A 23,198-nucleotide genomic window follows, 5' to 3' on the forward strand; every position below is an offset into this window, starting at 1 on the left:
TCAGACTCTCTGCTTGGCGGATTTGGGTGCGAATAGCCCTTGCGGGCGCACCAGCAGGACCACGATCACGGCGCCATATACAAAGGCATCGCGGAAGACGCGGGCATCATGCGGCAGCGTCGCCTGAAACACGACGCTGGCGCCGCCGATCAGGAAGCCGGCGGCAACGGCTCCCGGCACGCTGCCAAGACCACCGATCACCGTGGCGATGAAGGCGATCAGCATGACATTGGCGCCCATCCCGATATCCGCCGTGCCGGAGTTGGTCGCCAGGATCAACCCGATCGCCGCCGCCAGCATGCCGCTGATGGCAAAGGCCAGCAAGATGACCCCATTGGCGCGCACCCCGAGCATGCGGGCCATGGTGAAGTTCTCGGCAGCCGCGCGCATCTCTAACCCGTAGCGCGTGCGTTTGAGGAAAAGCGTAAGAGCAGCCAGCACGGCCAAAGTGATGATGATGGTGACGACTTGCAGCATCGGGATGCGGGCACCCCAAAGTTCGACCGGCAGGCCAAGACTGGGCCATAATGTGATCGACTTCGGGCGGCTCGAATAAAGCATCAGCAAAAGATGCCGGATCACGAAGCCGAGGGCGAAGGAGGCGATCATCATCGTCGCCGGATTGGTGTTGCGGAAACGCCGGAAAACGATCACCTCCGACAACATCGACAGCGCGGCCCCGATAAGCAGCAGCAGCGGAACGAGAAGGTAGAATGGCAGGTTGCCGGCGAAGACGATGGCAGCCGCATTGATCGACGGCCACAGCATCGCGAACACGCAGAAAGCGATGAAATCGCCATGCGCGAAGTTCACCAGCCGCATCACGCCGAAAATCAGCGCGATACCGAGGGCGCCCAGGGCATAAAGGCTACCCAGGCTGAGCGCGTCAAAGAGGATTTGCAGCAGTTCTGTCATCTTCAATGGTCTCCGAAGCCGAAATACGCCTGCTTCAGGCGCTCGTCCTTGACCATGTCGCCCGCCTCGCCCTCCAGCACGATGCGTCCGCCACGCATGAGAATCATCCGCCCGCCGGTCATCATGGCGCGCGTCGAACTTTGTTCGACGATCAACAGGGTCAATTTGCGCTGCGCTCGCAGCCGCTCGAGGATTTCGTACACTTGATCGATGATCATGGGCGCAAGTCCGAGCGATGGCTCGTCGATAGCCATGAGGCGGGGCGAGGTCATGAGGGCCCGGCCGATGACGAGCATCTGCTGCTGGCCACCCGAAAGCATGCCGGCTGGCGCGTGGCGGCGCTCGGCCAGCATCGGGAATTCACGGTAGACGGTCTTGAGATCGTCGGCGACCTTCTGCCTGTCGGTCCGCATGCCGGCGCCGACCTTCAAATTCTCCTCGATGCTCAGTGCACCAAAGACGTTGCGCCCCTCGGGCACCAGCGAAAATCTGCGCCGGGCGATCGACTCGGGTGGGGCTCCTGTCACCTCCGCGCCATCCATCGTGATGGATCCCGAGATCGGCGGCACGACGCCGGCAATCGCATTCAGCAGGGTCGACTTTCCGGCGCCATTGGGGCCCGTCACGAACAGGATCTCGCCTTCGGCGATCTTCAGACTGATGCCGCGCAAGGCCGTCAGGCGCCCGTAGCGAACCGTGAGGTTGTCGATGGCCAGTAATGTCATGGTGCGACCGCCTCGACAGCCGCAAGCGCTGGAATGACTTCGTCCCGTTGCGTTCCCATATAGGCGTGCCGGACCGCATCGCTGTTGCGGATCTGGTTCGGTGAACCGACTTCGATGATCTCGCCGGAATCGAGCACGAAGATGCGTCCGCACAGTTCGAGCACGAGACCGATATTGTGCTCGATCAGCAGCACGCCGATCCCAGGCTCCCCGGCAATCCGTTTGATGATGGCCGCAAGATCGTGGCTTTCATGCTCGGACATGCCTGCTGCGGGCTCGTCCAGCAGCAGATAGCGCGGATTGCACATGATGGCCCGGCCGATGGCGACGCGTCGCTCGTCGGTGTAGGGCAGGGCCCCGGCGATTGTACCGGCTAGGTGCGATATGCCCAGCCAGTCCATCACGCGCTCGGCCTCTGCGATCGCGTCGCGCCGGGTTAGGCCGAGGCCCACGCCGGTGACCTCCAGGTTGTCCACCACCGGCAACTCGCGAAAAAGGCGTCCTGATTGAAAAGTGCGCGCCACGCCCTTGCGTCGCAGCTTGTGAGCCGCAATGCCGTTGACCGCTTCACCTTCCAGTTCAACGGTTCCCGCGCCGACATGCTGAAAGCCCGTCAAGACGTTGACGAGTGTGGTTTTTCCGGCGCCGTTGGGGCCGATCAGTCCCGTGATGCGTCCCCGCGTCACGGCCAGCGTGACGCCAGATAAAGCTTTCAAACCCTCGAACTGCACGGTGACATCGCGAGCGACCAGGTCCAAGTCACCGGAAGTCATCGAGACGCCTTTTCAAACGCGAACGAACAATTGATCTTGATCTTTTGCGTTGCAGCAAGCAATTGTAAAATTCGAAAAATCGCTGGCTGATATCGGAATTTTTTATGGCTCTGACTATCCGTCAGGTCCGCCACTTCATCGCCACCGCCGAAGCCGGAAGGGTTTCGGCAGCCGCCGCTGGTCTCAACGTGACGCAGTCGGCCGTCACCGCATCAATCAAGGCGCTTGAAGCCGAGATCGGACGAAAACTGTTCGACCGGCATTCGAATGGCGTCACCCTCACATTCGACGGACAGCAATTCTTGCAGCGAGCCCGCGCCATCGAGGCCAGCGTTGCAGATGCGACGCGGGGCCCGCATCGCTGGGGAACCCAGGTTGATGGCACCGTGGACGTTGCCGTCAGCTATACCGTGGCCGGTTACTTCCTGCCGCCACTTCTGTCGCGCTTCTGGCGAGCCTTTCCGGGCCTCACGGTGCGACTCCATGAATTCGAGCGCGATGCCATCGAGCACAGCCTCATGAGCGGCAGCGTCGATGCCGCCGTTATGCTCGTCTCGAACTTGCACGACCGGCGCTCGATCTGCTCGCGTCGCTTGTTGCGTTCGACGCGGCGGCTGTGGACCTGTGCAAATCACCCGCTATTGCATAAGGACAGCGTTCGGCTGGCCGATCTTGCCGCTGAGCCATTTCTGATGCTGACCGTTGACGAAGCCGAACGCTCTGCAATGCGCTATTGGCAATGTACGCCGCACGTCCCCAACGTCATCTTCCGTACCCTGTCCGTGGAAGCCGTTCGCAGCATGGTGGCGACCGGCATGGGCATCACTATACTGTCCGATATGGTCTATCGGCCGTGGTCTCTCGAAGGACATCGCATCGATCTCAAAACGCTGGATGACGACGTTCACACCATGGACGTGGGCCTTGCTTGGAAGAGCAAAGCCCGGCTTTCCCCCGCGGCCCGCGCTTTCTGCGAGTTCGTCGCCCTCGCTTATCCCGGACCGGATCCGGTTCATTTCGATTGAAGATCCGCCGCTCGGCACAACACAAATGGTATCAAGAGATCCCTGGATGATGTCATAGGCGCTTTGTCTTCGAACTTCGAATGACTGCCTTTGGCGTGCGCCGTGCAAAGGCGGCGCTTTCCAGTGGGTGCAAGCCCCACCCGGCAATCGCTCCAGCCGGAAGCAATCGGAGCTGTCATTGTCGGAAACTCAATCCGGCTAGTAAGCGCAGTCGAATCGGGCGATGCTCTTGGTTGATGAGAGATGTTTACAGCCTGATTTGGTTGGCGCTGATCGGATTGTTTCGATCGCGAGCGTCGCTGCAGGCAGAGATCTTGACGCTTCGTCATCAACTCAACGTGCTGCGACGTAAATCGGCGCAGCGACTAGGCTTCACCAGCATCGACCGTCTGGTATTTGCCGGGTTGTATCGGCTGGCACCTGGCGTTCTGGCCGCTTTGAAGATCGTCAGGCCGGAGACCGTGATCCGCTGGCATCGTGCCGGCTTCCGAGCGTATTGGCGCTGGAAATCAAGACCGCGCAGTGGCCGTCCAAAGACCCCGCTGGAAATCCGTCAGCTCATTCGCGAGATCAGTCTCGCCAACCCATTGTGGGGCGCACCACGGATTCATGGCGAGCTTCTCAAGCTCGGCATCGATGTCGGACAAACCACCGTTGCAAAGCATATGACGAGGGGAAGGCGACCACCGTCCCAAGGGTGGAAGACGTTCCTTGATAATCACGCCGACGGCATCGGGTCGATGGACCTATTCGTTGTTCCGACAATCTCATTCCGACTGCTCTACGGGCTGCTGATACTGCATCACGATCGCCGCCAAATCCTGTGGCTGGGAGTGACCGCGCACCCAACGGTGGAATGGATTTCGCACCAGCTCACCGAGGCCTATGGTTGGAAAGTAGCGCCGCGATACATCATTCGTGACCGCGACGCCGTCTACGGTGACGTCTTCATCCGCCGCCTTCGGGCAATGAGCATTCGGGATCGGCCAACCGCGCCGCGATCGCCGTGGCAGAACGGATATTGCGAAAGGGCGATCGGTTTGATCCGGCGGGAATGTCTTGACCATGTTGTCGTGTTCGGCGAGCGGCATCTCCGCCATCTGCTGCGATCTTACGCGACCTACTACAACGGGGCTCGCACGCACCTTTCGGTCAACAAGGACGCGCCGTCGCCGCGAACGGTACATGCCGTTGGTCGCATTTTGCCTAAGCCATTTCTTGGCGGACTTCATCAACTGTACGTGCGAGTTTGAATTCCGACAGGCACAAGGGCCGGCTGCAAAATGTCTTCCGTCTTTCGCTGAATTTGCTTCCGGCCATAGGGCGTAACTATATCGTAGGTCTCGTCGCGTTCGGCGACCGCAGGAAACGACAAAACCTCCCACGTTTCGTTCTGCTGGACGTGAGCAACGAGGTCGTCGGCGTGAAGCCGCTGCATGACAATGATAATTGCACCGTCCTCCTGGCTGTTGAGGCGACTGCACAGCGTGTTGTCATACCAGTCGTTAACTGAGCGGCGGCGGGGCTCAGACAAGGCATCGTCTGCCTTTAGCGGGTCGTCGATGATGATAATGTCGGCTCCCCGCAACTGAGCTGCGCCCCCCCCCCCAGGAATCCGGCAAAGGGTGATCGTCTGGCGTCGTCACAACCCTCCTACCGTAATATCGCTCGTTGTATCGAGTCTTTCAGCGTCGTGGATGTGAAGACGATGCGGCGGCAGTGCAAGTGCAACGCGCGCGCAGTGCGCATGGCCGCAAGCAGCGTGTCGACTGTAAGGGCCATCAGAGGCCCCCAAAAATGTTTTCCAAATCTCGCTTCGTTCCGGCAGGTTGATGCCGAAAGCGAGATCGCGTTTTCCAAAAAAGATGAGACCTTTCAGGAGTCGCAAGGCATTTTAAGTCCCTTGCGTCTACCAGTTCCGCCACGTCCGCTTTGGTCGCGAGATCAGATACTTAGCGCGTTTCCTTCAGGAAAGGAATTGGGCTAGGTTGCCCGAAAACGCGGCCCCTTCATTAAGCGAGGGAGCGGCTTAACGCAAAGCCTCAATGCGGACATCTGCGCCTGCTTTACGCAACCTCAAGCTTGTCCATCTATCAAGGTCGCATGAACGCTTCGCCTGCCCATCGCTTAACCTCGCCGCGCGGCGCCGCGCTTGCGGTGCTGCTCGTGCTCGGGGCGGGAGTTGGCGGTTGCGCCGATATGAGCGACACCATGACGTCGGCCTTTGCCGATCCCGCCAAATACGATCTGTACGAGTGCAAGCAGCTGGAAGCCGAGCGCAAGGCGCTCGCGGTTCGGGAGGCGGAGTTGCAGGGCCTGATGGCAAAGGCCGAAACCGGCGTTGCCGGCCCGGTGGTCGCCGAACTCGCCTATCGCAATGACTACATCGCCATGCGCGGCCAGGCTAAGCTGGCCGACGAAGCCTGGCGCCGCAACAAATGCCATGCTGCTCCGCCGGCCGCGGACGCGCCGGCGCTCAAGCCGGTGCCGCCGGCAAATGCCAAGGGGCCGCGTCCGGCGGTATCGTCCGGCAGCGTGGTCTATTAGTTAGAGCATGATCCGGAAAAGTGGGTACCGGTTTTCCCTCGCGACAAACGCGAAGCGTTTGCGCGGAGATCATGCTCAAACAAAAAGATAGAGCGGGATGACGATTCGAAGAAAAGTCATCCGGCTCTAACGCTTTTTGCGGCCGGTCCGGAATTTCTGAAAAACCTAATTTCCTCAAGCCGATCAAGCTGATTTGGGTCGTCCAGTCCGGTTTGCAAAAATATTCCGCTTCGTCGTTTGCCCAAATCACCTCTATATCCCCCGCCATCCCGTCCCACACAGAGGGGCGTTTCGCGATCGTCACGGACGTAGGGCGGGATGCGGTGGACGCAGGTGGCGCTATTGACGAACAGCGCCTAAGCGGACGGCGAAGTCGTGTGGTCCTGACACCCCGACGCTGGTGTCAAGTTGGCGGAGGCAACTCCGCCGATGACGGTGGCAAAAAAGCCCGGTCACCGGGGAGAGCACGAAGCAACCGTTAAAACCATTGCGCGGGGAATGCCGGGTGTTTCCGGTGTGACCGTGGTGACTAACGCGCGTGTTACCTACACTACACGCGCGGCTGCGGGCGCATCGGGCGCCCGGCATTCCCTGCGCCCTCTGCTATCGGAGGGCGGGAAGTTTCCGGCAAAACTCGGGCGCAACGCGCGGCGAGATCGCGAAGCTGCGTGTGGCTGTTTCAAATGCGAATGCTTAGCCCCCCCGCTGTCATCGTCCGCGAAGGCAGGCGATCCAGTATTCCAGAGACGCCAGCGATAGAACCGAGAAGCCGCGGCGTACTGGATACCCCGCATGCGCGGGGTATGACGACCTTATGTGGGCGGACGCCATCTCCACGCAACATGTCATCCCCCTCACGCCCGCCAGTCGTAGATCCACCGCTGTCGCGCCAGCAAAAGCCTTGCGCCCATCGCCTTGATGGTGAGATCGCGCGCCAACGCCATGGGTCCCGTGAGATGATAGATCATCCCGGCTTGCCTTGCTGCGCGCTGAACCCGGCTGACGCGCGGGCGGCGCAGTCTCGCATAGCGTTTCAGCGCGGCCGGGACGGCGGCCGCGGCATTCTCGCCGGCCGCCTCTTTAAGGCATTTGGCCAACACCGCGGCGTCCTCGATCGCCATGCCCGCGCCTTGGGCTGCGAACGGCAGCATGGCGTGGGCGGCGTCCCCCAACAAGGCGACCGCGCCTTTGCTCCAGCCGCCGCCATCGGGCATCGTGAACAGCGCCCATTTGCGCCAGCCATCGACCGCCGAGATCATCATCCGCGCCGGTCCGGCCCAGCGCGACGATCCGAAGCAGTTCTTGATCTCGCCGATCTCGCCGGGCGCGCTCCAGCCCGGCCGGTTCCACTCGCCCGGCACCACGGCAACGATATTGATCTGGCGCGCGCCGGAGATCGGATAGGAGACAAGATGGGCGTTCGGTCCCATCCAGAGCTGGACCCGGGGCGAGGTGTATTCGCGCGGCAATTGCGTGGCGTCGAGCGTTCCGCGCCAGGCGATCAGCCCGGAAAATTGCGGCTGCCATTCCGGAAACAGATGATGCCGCACGCTCGACCAGATGCCGTCGGCTCCGATCAGCGCCAGCGCCAGATCCTGCTGGCGGGTCATGCCGCTGCGCTGGACCACCGTCATGCCCTTGGCATGGCTGACGACGTCCTCGAACTGGCAGCCGAGCCGCAATTCGATATCGGGATGCTCGCTCACTTGCGCCTGCAGCGCGCTCTGCAGATCGGCGCGATGCATCACCCAATAGGGGGCGCCCGCGCGGGCGGTCGCGGCATCGCCAAGCGGCAGCCGCATGACCTCGCGGCCGCTGCGCGCGCTCATCAGGCTGATCCCCTCGGGGATGACCGCGCGCGCGCGCAGCCGCGGCTCGACCCCGAGCTCGATCAGGATGCGGCTGGCATTGGGCGAGAGCTGCAGGCCGGCGCCGGCTTCCTCCAGCCGCTCGGATTTTTCCAGGACGACGACCCGAAAACCCTGCGCGGCAAGCGCGAGCGAGGCCGTCAATCCCCCGATCCCGGCACCAGCAATGAAGATGGTGCGCGACGCCGCCACCACCCGATCAGGCGACCTTGTCCTTCACCACGCATTCCGGCGGCCGGGCCTCGCCGGCTTTCAGGTCGGCGGCGTAGCGATACAGCGTCGAGCAATAGGGGCAGATGATCTCGTTGTCGTTGCCGAGATCGAGAAAAACATGCGGATGATCGAACGGCGGATTGGCGCCCACGCACATGAACTCCTGCGATCCAATCTCGATGATCGAGACGCCGGCATCGTTGTGAAAGTGCGGAACGACATGATCGGACATGATATTCACCCTGGGTGGCAATCGAGGCGGACGCAATCAACAGGACGCGCAATAGGATGCGGCGGTGTCGAAATGCCGTGCACCATACTGACGGGTTCAGATGATTCCCAGAGCCCCCCGACCGCTCATTTGCTCATGCAAATTCGACACAATCTTGTCGTCGGAGAGAAGCCCTTCTTTCGTCGGGGCCGTTGTATATTGAAAATAGCCTATCATCTTCCTGTGATCTTTATGTGAGGCGAATAGTTGAGGCTTTTGGGATGAAACGGTGGCGGATCGGTTCGGCTTTGGCTGGTATGGCGGTATGCGCGTCGGCGTGCGCGCTGCTGTGGCCGCATGCGCGCGAGGCCGCCGCCATTTTGTCCGCCCAGGACGACCCGGCGGAACTTTCCGATGTTCAGCTTAATTCTGCCTTGCGGAACAATAGCGCCGTGATCGAACAGAATATCGAGGCCGCGCTCGCGGCAGACGACGCCGATCTCGCTTCCAGCTTTGCCGACCTCGCCAAGGAGAAAAACATCCCGCTCAACGACGATCTGTCGCGGAGGGTGAGCGAGGCCGTTACGGAAGCGAATTCGTCCTCGCATTTTGCCAAGAATTTTGCGACCGGGCTCGTGACCGGCAATGCCGACGATGTCGCGAGCCTGTCGGGCACGGTCGCCGGCGATCTCGTCGTGTTCGGCGATATCCGCGACGTGGTGCGCGAAGGCAAGCACTTGGCGATGGGCGAGGATACCGACCGCCTGGTCCTGGGGCTTGCGGCCGCGGGGCTTGTGGTGACCGCGGCGACCTATGTCTCCGTTGGCGGCGCAGCGCCTGTGCGCGCCGGTCTCACGCTGGTCAAGGACGCCCGCAAGGTCGGCCGGCTCGGCGAGGGGCTCACGCAATGGGCCGGCCGCTCCGCGCGCGAGATCGTCGATACGCCGTTGCTTCAACAAGCTGTCGCCTCCGGCTCGGTGGCGCGGCCGGGTCAGACCGTCAGTGCGATCAAGGCGGCGTTCCGGGCGGAGAAGGCGGGCGCGCTGGTGCGTCTCGCCAAAGATGTCGGACGGATCAGTGAACGGGCAGGCATCCGCGCCGCGCAGGACACGCTGAAAATCGCCGAAGATCCGAAGGACGTCGCGCGTGCGGCGCGGCTTGCGGAGCAGAAGGGCGGCCAGACCCGCGCGATCCTCAAAGTGCTGGGCCGCGGCGCCTTGCTGCTGGCGGCCGGCGCGTTCAATCTCTCGCTCTGGGTGTTCAGCGCAGTGCTGGCGCTGTTCGGTTTTCTATTGTCGATCAAGGCCACCACCGAACGGATGACGCAGTCGTGGCTCAACCGCAGGAAAGCGCGGCGGCTGCGCGAGCAATTGGCAGCGGCGTCGCAGCCGGTGGCGATCGCGGGCTGACACGGTTAGTCTTTAGCCTTCACTCCCTTAAACCACGGAACAATCGATGCCGAGTTTTCACAACGGCGCTGTTGAAATTGCCTATCTCGACGAAGGCGAGGGCGACCCGATCCTCCTGGTGCACGGCTTTGCCTCGACCAAGAACGTCAACTGGGTCTATCCGGCCTGGGTCTCGGAACTAAAGAAAAACGGCCGCCGCGTCATCGCGCTCGACAATCGCGGCCATGGCGATTCCTCAAAGTTCTATGATCCGCGGGAGTACGAGATCGCGACCATGGCCGGCGATGTCACCGCGCTGATGGATCATTTGAAGATCGAGCGCGCCGACATCATGGGCTATTCGCTGGGATCGCGGATGACGGCCGTTTTGGCGCGGCAGGCGCCGGCGCGGCTGCGGTCGGCGATTTTAGGCGGCATCGGCATCGGCCTGATCGAGGGCGGCGGTCCCGGCGAAAACGTCGCTAAGGCGCTGGAGGCGCCTTCGCTCGATGATGTGACCGATCCGGTCGGGCGGACCTTTCGCGCGTTCGCCGACCAGACCCGCTCCGACCGCCGGGCGCTCGCCGCGTGCCTGCGCGGCTCGCGGCGCCTGATGACCATCGAGGAGGCCGCCGAAATCACCGTGCCGGTTTTGATCGCGGTCGGCACCAAGGATGAGATCGCGGGCTCGGCGCGGGCGCTCGGAGAAATCATCAGCGGCGCACGGGTGCTCGACATTCCCAACCGCGACCACATGCGGGCGGTCGGCGACAAGGTCTACAAGACGGGGGTGCTGGAATTTCTCGCCGATCGCCCCTGATTGCGCCCTCCGGGCGGCTTGAATTCCGCAAATTCCCGACCACTTTGAGCCAACGCCCCAATGCCAAAGGCGGATTTCGACCGGGTGAATAAAATGTGCCGTTTCAACGTTTTGGTACGCTTTCGACAGCCCGGGCCGGGGTTCGGCATCGGCGCAATGGCGTGAGGGACAGCCGTCCCTGCGTCGTGCTATGATGGGATGACGCGAACAATAAGAAAGCGGGAGCAGCAGATGGCGATGCATCAGGTCAATCCGCAGGGTGCGAAGCTCAAGGCGCTCGATCCGGTCTGGGATCGCATACGCAATGAGGCCGAAGACATCGTCCGCCGCGAGCCGGAGCTTGCTTCCTTTATTTATTCGACCGTGCTGCATCACGACCGGCTGGAAGATTCGGTGGTGCATCGCCTCGCCGAAAGTCTCGACCATTCGGTGTTGTCGGGTGACCTGATCCGTCAGGCCTATGACGAGGCGCTGCGCGACGATCCGGATTTGGGCAACGCCTTCCGCGCCGACCTGGTGGCCGTCTATGACCGCGATCCCGCGACCTCGCGCTTCATCCACCCGCTGCTCTACTTCAAGGGATTTCATGCGCTGCAGACGCATCGCCTGGCGCACTGGCTCTATCAGAAGGGCCGCAAGGATTTTGCATATTTTCTGCAAAGCCGCTCGTCGGCGGTATTCCAGACCGATATCAATCCCGCAGCCAGAATCGGCCGAGGCATCTTCCTTGATCATGCCACCGGTTTCGTCTGCGGTGAGACCGCTGTCATCGAAGACGACGTCTCGATCCTGCACGGCGTCACGCTCGGCGGCACCGGCAAGGAGAACGAGGACCGTCATCCGAAAATCCGCCATGGCGTGTTGATCGGGGCGGGTGCGAAAATCCTCGGCAATATCGAGGTCGGCCATTGCGCCCGCATCGCCGCCGGCTCCGTGGTGGTGAAGCCGGTGCCGCACAATGTGACGGTCGCGGGCGTTCCCGCCAAGATCGTCGGCGAGGCCGGCTGCGCCGAGCCGTCGCGCACCATGGATCAGATGCTCAACGCGATCGGATTGTGAGTTCTGGAAATCTTCTGAATCCGGCGTACAATTTTGCGCAAGTTAGGCTAGCGGTTCGCTTCGTCTCGTCCTAAAACCCCCCGAAACCTCATCGGATTGGAGATTGCCGTGGACGTTCAGGAAGTCAGGAAGCTCGACGCCTATCTCAAGCGCCTGTTCGGCAATCCCAAGATCCGCGTGGTGCCGCGGCCGAAGAAGGACGATTCGGCGGAGGTCTATATCGGCGAGGAATTCATCGGCGTGCTGTTCGTCGACGATGAAGACGACGACCGCTCGTTCCAGTTCCAGATGGCGATCCTCGAGGACGATCTGGTCGAGCAGGGCTGATCAGGACGACGGCCTGTTTGCAGGCCCGTGCAACTGTACCGTCAGCCGGTCCATCGCACCTGCGACGTCGCGCCATTGCGATAGCCAGCTCCGTGGAAAGCGAAACGTCAGGTCGGCATCGTCGACACGGCGCTCGCTCAGGCACATTCCGGGGGTCGCGGCGTCGCGGGTGCAGCGCGCGCTCAGACCAGGCGTGTTGGCGAGGAACAGGTCTTCGCCGCTATAGGGCGTGCCGTCGCGAAAGCCGCGTTTGGTCAATCCCTCCTGCTCCTCTGTCGAGACCTGCTCGAGGTAGCGCGGATAGATGGTGCGGATGCGGATCTCCGGCGCCAGCGTGTCATGATGCGCCGCGATCGACAGGAAGATGCGATCGATCGGCTGGACCGCTTCGTCCACGACATCGGCGCTGACATGTTTGGGCGCCTCCGGCGCTTCGAGCGAAGGGTAGGCAAAGGAGAGATCGACGCGTTCCTGCGGCCCGGAATGGCGCTGGATTTTCATCCGGATCGCCGCGGCCGGCACGTTGAACAGCGTATTCCCGATGCTCACCGGCAGCCGCGCCGGACCGTTTGAGGCGTCCGGTCCCCAGGTCGGCCACAGCAAATAGGCGACCAGCGCCATCGCTGCCGCCGCAACCGCGCATCCGAGCGTGATCGGGATCAGGTGGCCGCGCTCGCGCGAACCGCGCGCGAAGTGCTGGGCCGTCGTAAGGAAAGTCATGAACGGAGCATCGTCAGGAAGGTCCAGGGATAGGCAGCCGAATCGCTACCGAATATGCCACGCGGCCGCAAACTTCCGCACGCTTTCGCGGGACCGAGGGGCGGCGAGCCATGCATGAACGGCGGTTCCGGGCAATCCACGTTAACCCTTCCTTAAGGATGATGTGGCGGCGGACGGCCAATTTTGCGATGCAGGGGAAGTTGGTTGAGCAGCGAAAGACCTTTGCAAATGTCGCCCGATGCGTTGAATTCCCTGTTCTCCCTTTGCATCGGCTTTGCACTGGCCGGCGCGCTCACGAGCGGATACCAGGCCCTGGTGCATCGCCCCGCCGGTTTTGGACTGCTGCAGGAGGGGGCCGCGCCGAAGACCTTCGCGGCGGTGCCGTTCCTGGTGTTTGCCGCGCCCTTCATCATCATGCGCAATACGCTGCGCGGCGCCAAGGTCGAGCGCCGCCGCGTCGAATTCGTCATGTTGGCAACCGTGCTGGCGGGGTTCTGGAGCATGATGTCCGGCACCTTTTTCCTGATGACGCTGCGCGCCGCCGGACTGCTGGCCTGAAGCATTGGCCTATGCCACAGTCTCCGCGAACAGGAGACGAATATGCCGATCTACCAACTTGACGGGCAGGCGCCCGAACTTCCCGCGGACGGTAACTATTTCATCGCCGCAACCGCGACCGTGATCGGCAAGGTCCGGCTGAAGAATTCGGCGAGCGTATGGTTCGGCGCGGTGCTGCGCGGCGACAATGAATGGATCGAGGTCGGTGAAGGCGCCAATGTGCAGGACAATTCGACCTGCCACACCGACATGGGTTTTCCCCTGACGATCGGGAAAAATTGCACGGTCGGCCACAACGTCATCCTGCATGGCTGCACGCTGGAGGACGACGCGCTGGTCGGGATGGGCTCGATCGTCATGAACGGCGCGAGAATCGGCCGCGGCAGCATCGTCGGCGCGGGGTCCGTCATCACCGAGGGCAAGCAGTTTCCCGAATACTCCCTGATCATCGGATCGCCGGCGCGGGTGATCCGCGCGCTCGAGCCGGCGCAGGTCGCCAAGATGGGAAGTGCTGCGAAATTCTACGTCGCCAACGGAGCGCGATACAACAAGGGGCTGAAGAAGATCGACTGACCATCGCGCGCTGCTTGCGTCGCGCGGATCTATCGTCCGGCTCTCGGTTTCGATGGCATCGATGCCGTGCTCTTTTTCGTCGGCGCGTTCGAAGGCGATGCGCTCTTGCGCAGCGCATCCTTCAGGTCGATGGGAACGCCGTGCTTCCTGAGCAGATCGGCGAACGCCTCATCGGCGAGCTCCTGGATGGTCGCCATCCGGTCGCGGCCGAGCTGCTTCAATTTGTCGAAAGTATCGTCGTCGAAGGCGATCAGCTTGCGCACGCGCGTTCCGCTCCTCGCGGCAAAGGGAGGCTGGCCCGTTCGGGCAACCGCAAACCGGTTGCTTCTGGATTACCACCGGATCGCCGGCGTTACCAAATACTTAAAGCGATGGAGAAAGGTCGCCGCGGCGCGGTCTTTGCACGCGGTACCCGGTACACTGCGACTTCGCGACCGAACTGAACAATCTTCGTATTACGAAAAAAATCTCCGGACCGATCAGGCCAATGCTGCCGACGTGGCCGCGCGACGCCGTCGTCGGTGGTCGACGGCGGTCCGTCCAGTCGGTCAAATATGCTTGAGGGCTACGCGGATTCCGGCGGCCTCGGTGTATTTAAGCTGAAGCCACCCGGTTTGATGGCGATCGCTGGTACGGCGTTTGCAACACTTGAGGAATGTTCACCATGCTCACAGTCCCGGGTCTGACGCTGCTGTTCCTGAGCGTCGTCGTCGGTCTGGGCGCGACCTTTGTTTGGATGATATGGGAGATCGAGCAAACCTCCAAAGCGCATCGCAACGGCGATCGTTTCGGATAGGCTGATTGGTCTTCGAAGAGTCCATGCCCAAACAAAGAAATCAAATCATGATCCGATCGGATCATGATTTGAGAATCGTCGCGCGCGGCGCTGAAAGCGGCGCGCCCGACTTTGTTCAGCCCAGCACGTTGTATTTCTTGAACCAGGCCTGCATCTGGTTCCAGCCGTCTTCGGCGGCTTCCTTGCGGTAGCTTGCACGATAGTCAGCGTGGAAGCCGTGCGGCGCGCCCGGATAGATCTTGAACTCGGCGGGCTTGTTGGCGGCCGCCAAGGCGGCTTTGAGCACCTCGACCTGGGCCACGGGAATGCCGGTATCCGCCTCGCCGTAAAGCCCAAGCACCGGTGCCTTCATCTCGGGGACCAGTTGGGTCGGGCTCTTCGGCCAGAGCGGGTTCGGCGGATCGACCGGCGGGCCATAAAACGCAACGCCCGCCTTCAGCGCGCCGTTGTGGGCGGCATATTCCCACACCGTCCGCCCGCCGCGGCAGAATCCGATGATGCCGAGCCTGGAGGTGTCGCCGCCTTGCGCCTTGGCCCAGGCCACCGTGCTGTCGAGGTCGGACAGTAGCTCGGCGTCAGACTTGGAATTCACCAGCGGCAGCAGCTGTTGAATATCGGCAACTTTGGTGAGATCGCCCTTGCGGAAATAGTAGTCCGGCGCGACCGCGAATGCGCCAAGTTTTGCAAGCCGCCGTGTCACATCCTTGATGTATTCGTGCAGCCCAAAAATCTCCATCGCGACCAGCACCACCGGTGGATTGCTCGCGCTAGCGGGCCGCGCGAAATAGCCGGGCATCTCGCCGTCGGCCACCTTTATCTTGGCATCCCCCGCGGTGAGGCCGTTGGTGTCGGTCGTGATGACGTCGGCGCGCACGGGGCCGGCCGCCAGCGTATAGCCCGCGGTGACGGCGGCAGAGGCGGTCATGAAGCCGCGGCGCGAAAAAGGCGCGACTTTTGTCAGTCCGACGACATCGGACGTCAGCAGGGGTTCGGCGCTCATGGTGGATTTCCTCGGGTGCGGGGTCTCACTTGGGAATCTGCATTCAGCAAATAAACACCGCTGAAGGCAAATCACCTGCCTGCGAGGATCGGGCTTTCCCCGGGCGGACCGTCGATCAATCCGGCGGGGAAAAAACAAGGCCGTCGGCGCAGTATACCGCCAACGACCTTGCCAGCCCCGGATATTGAAATCGGCTCACGCCATCCGGTGAACTACACAATGGCCGAACTCGGCGCGGGCGAATGTGATCCAGTTCACAATCGGCGCAAAAAACTGGCAGCCAGCCCTTCGTGTCAGGGGTAACCGTGCGGTGAGGGATGAAATGCCGGTCAGCCGCGCGATTTGGCAAGCTTGCGATGGACGTTCCGGGTCGCGTGAGATCTTGTCCGGATCGACTTGTTGCGGGGCGAGGGGGAAGCGGAGGCATCGGGAGGCGGGGTGCTCGCGTAAGACTGGCGCAGGCCTTCGACCGCCTCGGTCAGCGCCGCAACCTGCTCGGACAGCCGTTTGGTGTCCGATTGCTGCGCGGCGAGCAGGCGTTTCACGGTTTGCAGCTGATCCTGAACCACCTGCAATTGGTCGATCGATTCCTGCTGGGTGACCTCCAGGTCCTTGGTCTTCTCGACCAGCCGCTCGGAGGTTTGGGCAGTCTTTGCCTGCAATTGGCGGGCGGCAACGACCCGGTCCGGCTCCGGAGAGGTACCAGTATAGGCACGCCATAGCCCGATGCCGCTGGCGCCGAGCAGGAGGACGAGGAGTGCCGCGGCGGCCAGCGCAATCGGCTGCGCCCCAATGCGGGCGACGTCGCCGGTCTTTGCATTCTCCGAGGTGACTTCGATCATGGCGCTCCAAGGCTCGCCGAAAAAGTAAAGTTTGGCAGTCGAAGAAACTGGTTGACGGCGCCGCGGGTCCAGATGCCGGCGCGACCAACTTGGCGAAGGCCGCGGACCGCCCTGATCCCGATCGCCCGCCGAGGACAAATGGCAATCAAGGCGTTTTATAGCACCGAGATGCCCCCGTTGCGAGTACCAATGGTCATCGCCAGGAACCGGTGCCGGCCCCATTATTCATGCGCCGGGGGCTGCCGCGAGCGCGTCCTTTATCGTGGCAACCGTGTCCACGTTCGCGATGCCATTTGCGGTCAATCCGTCCTTGCTTTTTTGAAATGCGCGCAGCGCCGTCCTTGTGGCGGCGCCGAAAGTACCATCGACCAACAGAGGCGGCGTTGCCCCGAGCGCATTGAGAGAGTTCTGGAGCCAGGTCGCGTCAAAAGTCTGCGCCGGTGCGCCGGGTGCCGGAGAGGCACCGAACGTGATGGCGGGATCGAGCTTCATCATCGTCATGATCAGGCCGGCGCAACCGAGCTGTTTGTCGACCACCTCCTCGATCGGTCCGTGATCGACCAACACCTTGCCGATCTTGTACTGGTCGGTGCCGGACCAAATGTAGGGGCTTGGCCTATTGGCGTTGGCATAGGACATGCCGTTGTATCGCTCCAGCAGCGTGAGCATCCCCCCGATCGACCAATCCGTGCTTCGCGCCGCATGTGGAGCGCAGTTCACCAGCGCGTCTATAGCGGCATCTTCAAAGCTCGCGAACGGCCCCCGTCCGGTAGGCACATGCGTTGAGACCTTGTTCCAGGGGTCGCCTTGCGCCAGGCTCTTGTTGAAATTCTGCGACGATTCACGGTAATGCGAGACCGCGATGAAAATCCAGCTGACGCCGGTTCGACTTTCGATGGACTGGTATCTTGCTTTGTTGGTGACGGCTTTCTGAGCCGGCGCCTTAAACTCCGGCGTACGTCCGGGCGTAAGCTTGGCATTTGCCCAGCGCTGTTCATTCAAAGTCTTCAACGTCGCAAGGTCGGTCATTGCGCACCTGCCAAAATTGCTGATGGATGCCATCGCAGCGATGGATCCGAAAATTTCAGTCTACACCCTTGGGTAGAGATAGGAAGGCGATTCCCCCCGGATACGCCGCGCGGTCCGGAAATATTCGCGTCGCGCAAAGCACCGCGAATTGCAGCGGACCGGCTTGATCGCGGTTACGACGGCGGAGCGGGCAATAGACAAAATCTGCGGATTTTCGGGCGCCCAACCTGTTCCGCTGTTTTCACCGAGCGACCGATGGAGCCACAAACCCCCGATAGAGATCAGCGATGTTCCGTGGACAAAAAAGTTGCGGCCAGCTCTTGGGGGAGAGCTGGCCGCGCGCGATCCGGTCTGGGACGGGGAGGGGTGGGGATGTGACCGGGTCGCGTGTCCTGTTATCTTGCGTTAGCGGGCGCTGGCGGTTGAGACCGCCGGGCGGCTGTCGCCAAGCGAGACCCATACATTCGGATCGCTCTGCGACTGACGCTTGACGAAGCGGTAGCCGGTCTCGGTCCAGTCCACGACGCTCTCGTTCTGGTTGTCGAGGATGAACTCGCCTTTGTCGCTCTTCACGGTCAGCACGGCGTGGCCTTCGCCCTTCTTGTCGCGCACCACCGTGATCAGCAGCGCCTCGCGCGGCCAGCCGGCGTCGATCAGCATCTTGCGCTTCAGCAGCACGTAGTCCTCGCAGTCGCCGTAACCGTCCGTCGGCAACGACCATTTCTCGATCACGCCCCAATGATCCATGTCGGTCATCGGCTTGACGGTTTCGTTGACCCAGCGGTTGACCCGCAACAGATCCCGCCATGCCGTCTGCGACAGCACGATATCGCGCGGCTGCGACGGGCCGCCGCGGCATTCGCCGGGATTTTCGGCACAAAATTCGACCCAACCGATCGGTGCGCGCGTGGTGTCGCCAAGGCTCGCATACATTGCCCGTTCGTCACCGGCACGCGCCGGCGCATTCAATCCCGCCAGGATGACGACAATCGCCAATCCCGTTTTCTGCCCCCTGAAACCAAACATTGTGGCCCCCGTTTCTTGTTGGGACCACGTTTCGCACAAAGGTTTTGCGCCGCTGCTAAGTACGCCAAGTACATTTGAGACGAATGGAAGTAAAAATCGCGGCTAACTCGATCTATACTTGAATAGAATTCGAATAGAATTTTAGACAACTGCAATTGATTCAAATTTTACGTATTAAGCTCTGGCCGCCAGCCAATCCGGCGATTGCGGGCTCAAAATCCGGCCGCGTTAACTGAAGCGACCGGCGCGCCAAATGGCCGACGGCGGCATCCGGCCATGCGGACACTGCCTTCGGGCTTCAGAAAAGGGTGAAGTGCAGGCTGCTGCGGTTTACCGCGCGGTAACGCTGTCTTCGAGCGTGTCGGCCATCTGCTCGTGAACGAACTCGAGCGCGAAGCCTTCCTCGAGGTTTCGCACCACCCGGGCCTGGACCTTGCCGAGCATGACCATGGAGCGCAGCGGGGGACGGTTCTCCGCGGCGATCGCGGCCCCCGACAGCGACATGTCGATAACCCGGCAGGTCATCTTGGTGCCGTCCTCAAGGGTGAGCAGCGCGATCGGGTTGCGCGGAATGATACGGTCGTGGCGGCGGTCTTCCGGCAGGTTGAGAATGTCCCGGTTGGCAAGCCAGGTCAGCTGCGCCGCGAGCTTGTCGCGCTTGCGCGCGGTTGCTCCCACGGTCATGGCGAAGCCGTTGTCGATGATGCGGGTGATCTTGCCCTCGACCCGGCCGATATGGTCGAGATAGGCGATCACGCGGTCGCCGACATTGCCGATACCGGGCGCCAGCAGCGCCAACCCGCCCGGCGACATATTAATGATCTGGCAAGGAAATTCGCGCCGGTCCGGCAGCATGTAGCGGCCGAGCAGATGGACCTTGACGCGCTGAAAGCGCCGGCGTTCTTCGGCGGCCGGAAGAATCGATTTCTTGTTCGCCAACGCCATCTTCGCCACCCGACGACCGCTTCCCCGGTGTCGTTAGACCCTACGGCCAGCAAGGTTAATGAGCCGTTACCGGCGGTTGCATCATGTGTGAGCACTCACGTGAGCTCCGTAACCGATGGTCCAATGCGGAAGGCCGCGGCCTCTTCAAACACTTGGATCAAGCAGGCGCCGCAGCCCCGGGCGTATCGGAAGATCGTCGGGTGTCTTGACGCGCGTGGCGAGGCCGAGTGCTTCCAAAGCTTTGATCAGCCACCAGCCCAGATCAATCTGGCCCGGAAATAGCCCCATCTTCGCTGAACCGGGAAAAGCGTGGTGGTTGTTGTGCCATGCCTCACCCATGCTGATCAGTCCGGCGAGCCCGACATTGTATCCCTGAGCCGCCGCGCCCTCGATAATCCAGCTCTGGCTACCCTGGCGATGTGCAAAATGACCTATGAGCCAGTGGCCGGTGACGGATACGCTGACGCGCACGCAAATTCCCCAGACCAGCCAGCTCCAGCCCCCGATCGCGAAAAACAATGCCGCCCAGGGAAGTTGCTGCCACATCCATGTCCGTTCAACGAAGGCGTAAAGTCGGCTGTCGGCGAGGCGCGATTCCAGCCGAAATTCCGGCGGATGCCTCAGCACCAGTTTGCAATGCATTTGCCACCATGCATCGCGCCAAAACCCCGCCCGGTGACAGGAATAATCGTGACACGCCGACTGGCGCTGGGCCCAGTCGCGAAAATCATGCAGCCGGATCATGCCGTATGGCCCGGCCATACCGACCAATGTGCCGAGATAGACGCAAGTTTGTTCGACCCATAACGGGCATTCAAAGCTTGAGTGGATCAAACGTCGATGCATGCCGACGGAATGCCCGAAACATAGCGTCACCGCGCCTGTCACCAGGAACAGGATGAACGCGTTCCAGGAAAAAAGCGGCGGCCCGAGCACGACCGCGAGCACGGTCATCGTTCCAATCCAAAGCGATTTTACAGGGGACCAGCGCACATCGCCTGCCACGGGATCCGTTTCGTCGCTCGCAATGATGCGCTCCGAACCGGGCGCCAGGTTCATCAGGAGCCTCCGCGCTCGCCAACAATAACGCCCGTCAGCGTTATGGGGATGCGATTGAAACCCCACAAAAGCACCGGACACGCAAGGATCGCGGCGGCGCCGAAGTCGAACGCCGCGGCGGCGCTGCCGGCCCATTTGGCGCAGGCGCCGGCGACGATCGGGCCGAGCATCATGCTGGCGTAAAACATAGTGAAAAACAGGCCCATGCCGATCGCCCGCGTCGCCGGCAGCAGCACGCGCGCCGGTAGACTCATGATCGGACCCGCCGGCTGCCCGCCGATTAGCCCAAGCGCGACCACAACCAGAATGACCGAGCCACTGCGCGGCAGCGCAGTCATCAGGATCGCGAACACGATGCAGCTTACGACCAGAACGAGTTCGGGTCGCTTGGTCCGATCCGCAACAAAACCGCCCAGCGGAACGGAGATCACCGCCAGCCATAAGACGATGCTGATGGTTGAACCTGCCGCCGCGATCGACCAGCCACGTTCGACCAGCAGCGAGGGCCCAAATGAGAAGATCACCGCGAAGCCGACGTTGAACAGACCCCAAATCAAGCCGGCGGTGATTACGCAGATGATGGCATTACGATCAAGACGCAAGCTCGCTGTTGATGCGACCGCGACATCCGCCGGCGACCGGTACGTGATCATGAGCAGCGCGATACCAAAGAAGCTGAATGCAGCAACACTCAGGTGAACCGCGCCGACGCCATAGGTGGTGCCGATCCAAGGCATCAGCAGCAGCGAAATCGCGACACCGGCGGGCCATGAATTGACGAAGATCGCCATCGCGGTTGCGATCTCCTTACCCGCAAACCAGTCCGTCAGCATCTTTGTCAGTTGAACGCTGAGGATGACGCCACCAGCACCGGCAACCAGCCGGCCGGCGATCTGCGCGCTCCAGGAGGCAGCGAAGGCCATGGCCACGCTGCCCGCGAGCATCAGCAGCAGGGCTCCGAGCACGGTCGCCTTGTCTCCGAACCTTTGCCCGATGGCGCCGCCCGGCATAGCCAATGCAACGCCGGGCGCGAAATACAGTCCGATCAGAACGCCGATATCAGCCAGGCTGACGCCGAATTCACTTGTGAGTAACGGTGCAATCGCGGCAACACTCTGGAACTGGAACGCCATGGTGCCGCGAATCACGAACAGGACAGCAAGGATCGCCCAGCGATTGCGCAACGCTTCACCCCCAATTTGAAATCAGCGCGCAACCTGAGACGGTGCGATGCGTCTGTCAATCACCGTGCAAATTCGATCGCCCACCGCAGATTGGCATCGGGTGGCCTTCCGGGAAACGCCAGTGTTGCCAGTCACGCGAAGGCTTTGGCGGAGACCGCATCGATCCGTTCCTTGATATGCGGTTCGTGCAATAGGTCGTGGGGTTGCAGAAGCTGGCCGACTTCTATCATGGCGCGATGGACGACCGGGTCAGCGACCACCGCACGGAACAGAGCGGCCTCGAACTGTCGGCTTTTCTCAAAATCCTCCGGCCGTTCGCCGCGCGTGTCGGGAAAAGCGAGGTCGGCGCTCGTGGACATGCTCCAGGGCGTCTGCAGCACAGCTTCGACCCCGGCCATGAAACCGGCCTGTGCCGCAAGAAGCGGATCCGGTTCGGCCGCGGCCAGTCCCAACACGGTCTGCAGCAATCGGGCCTGCTTGGCAGCGGCCGACATGCCCTGACCGTAGATCGGGTTGAACCGGCAAAGCGCATCGGCGATCGGCAGCGCCCCGCGGGGCAAGCGGGGCAGGCGTTCGAAGTGCCGCCAAACACTCGCGGGAAAGCCGTAGTGCCGGATGCCGTCCAGCGGCTCAGCGCGACGCAGCGCATCGTATATTGTTGGCGTGAGCAGTTGGGGGAGCGCGGCGTGGAAACTGCCCCAATTGTCCAGCCGCGGAATTGAGCCGCGGTCGGCGATCGTGACGATCCAGCGACCGCCCTCTAACGGCACTAACACGGCGTACAGCCCCAAGGCTGGTGGGTTCGGCAGCGTAATCACCAGCTTCCAGTCCGGCATCGCATCAGCAGGAATCCGCACCACAGCGGTTGTGTAAGTGAGATCAATCCCGATTTCGGTCACCTGCGGCCGTTCCCAGCCGAGCGTGTCCAGCAACTCCAATGTCGTTGCCCCACGACCCGACGCGTCTACCACCAGATCGGCTTCCAGCGTCTCCGATGGTCCCGACCCAGAGTCAAATCGGACACCGTGCGCGGCTTCATGAGCTGGTACAATCTCGGTTACCCGGCACCCCGCTCGCAGCGCGATATTAGCGACCGCCATGGCCCGACGTCGCAGCACGAACTCGATAAACGGTCTCGACGCACAGAGGATCGACAGGCCGAAATCCCGCCTCGGCAGCGCGCCAACATCCGCCCGCTCGTAACGGATGTCCTGTGCGACCCCCACGGAGACAGCCCCAGCTTCGGCAAGATCGCGCTCGAAGCCCGGGAAAATCTCACCGAGTGCCTTGAGGCCACCGGCTAGTAGGCCGTGGGTGTGCCGATCCTGGGCGGTACCGGGCCGCGATTCGGCATATGCCGCGAGACGGTCGCGCTCAAGGACGTCGACCTGCTCGAAATAAGGCGCCAAGGCACCCGCTGCCGACAGACCGCCGATGCCGCCACCGACCACCACCGCGCGACGACCGAAGAAATTGCTCATGACCCGCTCCACGAATTTCGGAACGAGCAGATCATTGTGCGCGGGTTGCAGTTGAGTTTCAGTCGCGGAGAAAGTCGTTACAGCGGTAACGTGCGGACCGCAGACGCGGGAGAG

The 23,198-nt window shown here is 61.9% G+C and carries 26 protein-coding genes; 10 read left to right on the plus strand and 16 right to left on the minus strand.

The annotated features are described in order from the left end of the window. From B5526_RS32105 to B5526_RS32115, 3 genes are read right to left on the minus strand one after another with little or no spacing between them, the layout of a single operon-like run. Window positions 1–915 carry a branched-chain amino acid ABC transporter permease gene (locus tag B5526_RS32105; protein WP_079543732.1) on the minus strand — a complete coding sequence of 305 codons (915 nt, stop codon included), beginning with the start codon at window positions 913–915 and terminating at the stop codon, window positions 1–3. Window positions 916–917: 2 nt separating this feature from the next. Further along, window positions 918–1,640, minus strand: coding sequence for an ABC transporter ATP-binding protein (locus tag B5526_RS32110; protein ID WP_079543733.1), 723 nt, complete (start codon window positions 1,638–1,640; stop codon window positions 918–920). Then, window positions 1,637–2,413 (minus strand): ABC transporter ATP-binding protein, encoded by a 777-nt coding sequence (locus tag B5526_RS32115; RefSeq protein WP_079543734.1) that lies wholly within the window; start codon window positions 2,411–2,413, stop codon window positions 1,637–1,639. The genes B5526_RS32110 and B5526_RS32115 overlap by 4 nt, the downstream gene beginning before the upstream one ends. 104 nt (window positions 2,414–2,517) lie before the next feature. Between B5526_RS32115 and B5526_RS32120 the strand changes: the two genes are divergently transcribed. Together B5526_RS32120 and B5526_RS39265 are read left to right on the plus strand one after the other, a co-directional pair. Continuing rightward, window positions 2,518–3,438 (plus strand): LysR substrate-binding domain-containing protein, encoded by a 921-nt coding sequence (locus tag B5526_RS32120; RefSeq protein WP_079543735.1) that lies wholly within the window; start codon window positions 2,518–2,520, stop codon window positions 3,436–3,438. A 263-nt stretch (window positions 3,439–3,701) separates the two neighbouring features. Next, window positions 3,702–4,691 (plus strand): integrase core domain-containing protein, encoded by a 990-nt coding sequence (locus tag B5526_RS39265; RefSeq protein WP_244562111.1) that lies wholly within the window; start codon window positions 3,702–3,704, stop codon window positions 4,689–4,691. Here the strand turns inward: B5526_RS39265 and B5526_RS32130 are convergent. Further along, window positions 4,670–5,026, minus strand: a complete 357-nt coding sequence (locus B5526_RS32130) for a hypothetical protein (RefSeq protein WP_197688382.1) — start codon at window positions 5,024–5,026, stop codon at window positions 4,670–4,672. The two genes, B5526_RS39265 and B5526_RS32130, sit on opposite strands and share 22 nt — an antisense overlap. 515 nt (window positions 5,027–5,541) lie before the next feature. On the opposite strand from B5526_RS32130, the gene B5526_RS32135 reads away from it, so the two are divergent. Beyond that, window positions 5,542–5,985, plus strand: a complete 444-nt coding sequence (locus B5526_RS32135; RefSeq protein WP_154071561.1) for a twin-arginine translocation pathway signal — start codon at window positions 5,542–5,544, stop codon at window positions 5,983–5,985. Between the two features lie 854 nt (window positions 5,986–6,839). Here the strand turns inward: B5526_RS32135 and B5526_RS32140 are convergent. Continuing rightward, window positions 6,840–8,045, minus strand: a complete 1,206-nt coding sequence (locus B5526_RS32140) for an FAD-dependent monooxygenase (protein WP_079545697.1) — start codon at window positions 8,043–8,045, stop codon at window positions 6,840–6,842. A gap of 7 nt (window positions 8,046–8,052) precedes the next feature. Further along, on the minus strand, window positions 8,053–8,298 hold the full coding sequence (locus B5526_RS32145; RefSeq protein WP_079543736.1) for a zinc-finger domain-containing protein: 246 nt from the start codon (window positions 8,296–8,298) through the stop codon (window positions 8,053–8,055). 260 nt (window positions 8,299–8,558) lie between these two features. Here B5526_RS32145 and B5526_RS32150 point away from each other — a divergent pair, with 260 nt between their 5' ends. From B5526_RS32150 to B5526_RS32165, 4 genes are all read left to right on the plus strand, one after another. Next, complete coding sequence (locus B5526_RS32150) at window positions 8,559–9,686, plus strand: hypothetical protein (protein ID WP_079543737.1); 1,128 nt, start codon at window positions 8,559–8,561, stop codon at window positions 9,684–9,686. Between the two features lie 46 nt (window positions 9,687–9,732). Beyond that, the gene (locus tag B5526_RS32155) at window positions 9,733–10,485 is read left to right on the plus strand and encodes an alpha/beta fold hydrolase (RefSeq protein ID WP_079543738.1); all 753 of its coding nucleotides are present in this window, start codon (window positions 9,733–9,735) and stop codon (window positions 10,483–10,485) included. Between the two features lie 231 nt (window positions 10,486–10,716). Beyond that, window positions 10,717–11,544, plus strand: coding sequence for a serine O-acetyltransferase (gene cysE / locus B5526_RS32160; RefSeq protein WP_079543739.1), 828 nt, complete (start codon window positions 10,717–10,719; stop codon window positions 11,542–11,544). A 108-nt stretch (window positions 11,545–11,652) separates the two neighbouring features. Beyond that, window positions 11,653–11,871 carry a DUF3126 family protein gene (locus B5526_RS32165; RefSeq protein WP_079543740.1) on the plus strand — a complete coding sequence of 73 codons (219 nt, stop codon included), beginning with the start codon at window positions 11,653–11,655 and terminating at the stop codon, window positions 11,869–11,871. Here B5526_RS32165 and B5526_RS32170 read toward each other — a convergent pair whose 3' ends face one another. Further along, window positions 11,872–12,591, minus strand: a complete 720-nt coding sequence (locus B5526_RS32170; protein WP_079543741.1) for a hypothetical protein — start codon at window positions 12,589–12,591, stop codon at window positions 11,872–11,874. It abuts the gene before it with no gap. Between the two features lie 228 nt (window positions 12,592–12,819). On the opposite strand from B5526_RS32170, the gene B5526_RS32175 reads away from it, so the two are divergent. Both B5526_RS32175 and B5526_RS32180 read left to right on the plus strand, forming a co-directional pair. After that, a complete protein-coding gene (locus B5526_RS32175; protein WP_079543742.1) occupies window positions 12,820–13,149 on the plus strand; it encodes a DUF6949 family protein in 330 nt (109 codons plus the stop codon). 42 nt (window positions 13,150–13,191) lie between these two features. Further along, window positions 13,192–13,722 (plus strand): gamma carbonic anhydrase family protein, encoded by a 531-nt coding sequence (locus B5526_RS32180; RefSeq protein WP_079543743.1) that lies wholly within the window; start codon window positions 13,192–13,194, stop codon window positions 13,720–13,722. A gap of 29 nt (window positions 13,723–13,751) precedes the next feature. On the opposite strand, the gene B5526_RS32185 is transcribed toward B5526_RS32180, so the two are convergent. After that, window positions 13,752–13,985, minus strand: a complete 234-nt coding sequence (locus B5526_RS32185) for a hypothetical protein (RefSeq protein WP_079543744.1) — start codon at window positions 13,983–13,985, stop codon at window positions 13,752–13,754. Window positions 13,986–14,386: 401 nt separating this feature from the next. Between B5526_RS32185 and B5526_RS39530 the strand changes: the two genes are divergently transcribed. Beyond that, window positions 14,387–14,518, plus strand: a complete 132-nt coding sequence (locus B5526_RS39530; protein ID WP_283807580.1) for a hypothetical protein — start codon at window positions 14,387–14,389, stop codon at window positions 14,516–14,518. 115 nt (window positions 14,519–14,633) lie between these two features. Here B5526_RS39530 and B5526_RS32190 read toward each other — a convergent pair whose 3' ends face one another. From B5526_RS32190 to B5526_RS32225, 8 genes are all read right to left on the minus strand, one after another. Continuing rightward, the gene (locus tag B5526_RS32190) at window positions 14,634–15,518 is read right to left on the minus strand and encodes a dienelactone hydrolase family protein (protein WP_079543745.1); all 885 of its coding nucleotides are present in this window, start codon (window positions 15,516–15,518) and stop codon (window positions 14,634–14,636) included. 329 nt (window positions 15,519–15,847) lie between these two features. After that, window positions 15,848–16,360 (minus strand): hypothetical protein, encoded by a 513-nt coding sequence (locus tag B5526_RS32195; protein ID WP_079543746.1) that lies wholly within the window; start codon window positions 16,358–16,360, stop codon window positions 15,848–15,850. 225 nt (window positions 16,361–16,585) lie between these two features. Then, window positions 16,586–17,389, minus strand: a complete 804-nt coding sequence (locus B5526_RS32200; protein ID WP_154071562.1) for a peptidoglycan-binding protein — start codon at window positions 17,387–17,389, stop codon at window positions 16,586–16,588. A gap of 405 nt (window positions 17,390–17,794) precedes the next feature. Then, complete coding sequence (locus B5526_RS32205) at window positions 17,795–18,415, minus strand: transglutaminase-like cysteine peptidase (protein WP_079543748.1); 621 nt, start codon at window positions 18,413–18,415, stop codon at window positions 17,795–17,797. 330 nt (window positions 18,416–18,745) lie between these two features. Then, window positions 18,746–19,360, minus strand: coding sequence for a PilZ domain-containing protein (locus tag B5526_RS32210; protein WP_079543749.1), 615 nt, complete (start codon window positions 19,358–19,360; stop codon window positions 18,746–18,748). A 144-nt stretch (window positions 19,361–19,504) separates the two neighbouring features. After that, window positions 19,505–20,419, minus strand: a complete 915-nt coding sequence (locus B5526_RS32215) for an acyl-CoA desaturase (protein ID WP_172842162.1) — start codon at window positions 20,417–20,419, stop codon at window positions 19,505–19,507. Further along, the gene (locus B5526_RS32220; protein ID WP_079543750.1) at window positions 20,419–21,603 is read right to left on the minus strand and encodes an MFS transporter; all 1,185 of its coding nucleotides are present in this window, start codon (window positions 21,601–21,603) and stop codon (window positions 20,419–20,421) included. The genes B5526_RS32215 and B5526_RS32220 overlap by 1 nt, the downstream gene beginning before the upstream one ends. 131 nt (window positions 21,604–21,734) lie before the next feature. Beyond that, on the minus strand, window positions 21,735–23,084 hold the full coding sequence (locus tag B5526_RS32225; protein ID WP_079543751.1) for an NAD(P)/FAD-dependent oxidoreductase: 1,350 nt from the start codon (window positions 23,082–23,084) through the stop codon (window positions 21,735–21,737). Window positions 23,085–23,198: the final 114 nt, after the last annotated feature.

Origin of the sequence: Bradyrhizobium lablabi (assembly GCF_900141755.1) — a bacterium.
GTDB classification, from domain to species: domain Bacteria; phylum Pseudomonadota; class Alphaproteobacteria; order Rhizobiales; family Xanthobacteraceae; genus Bradyrhizobium; species Bradyrhizobium lablabi_A.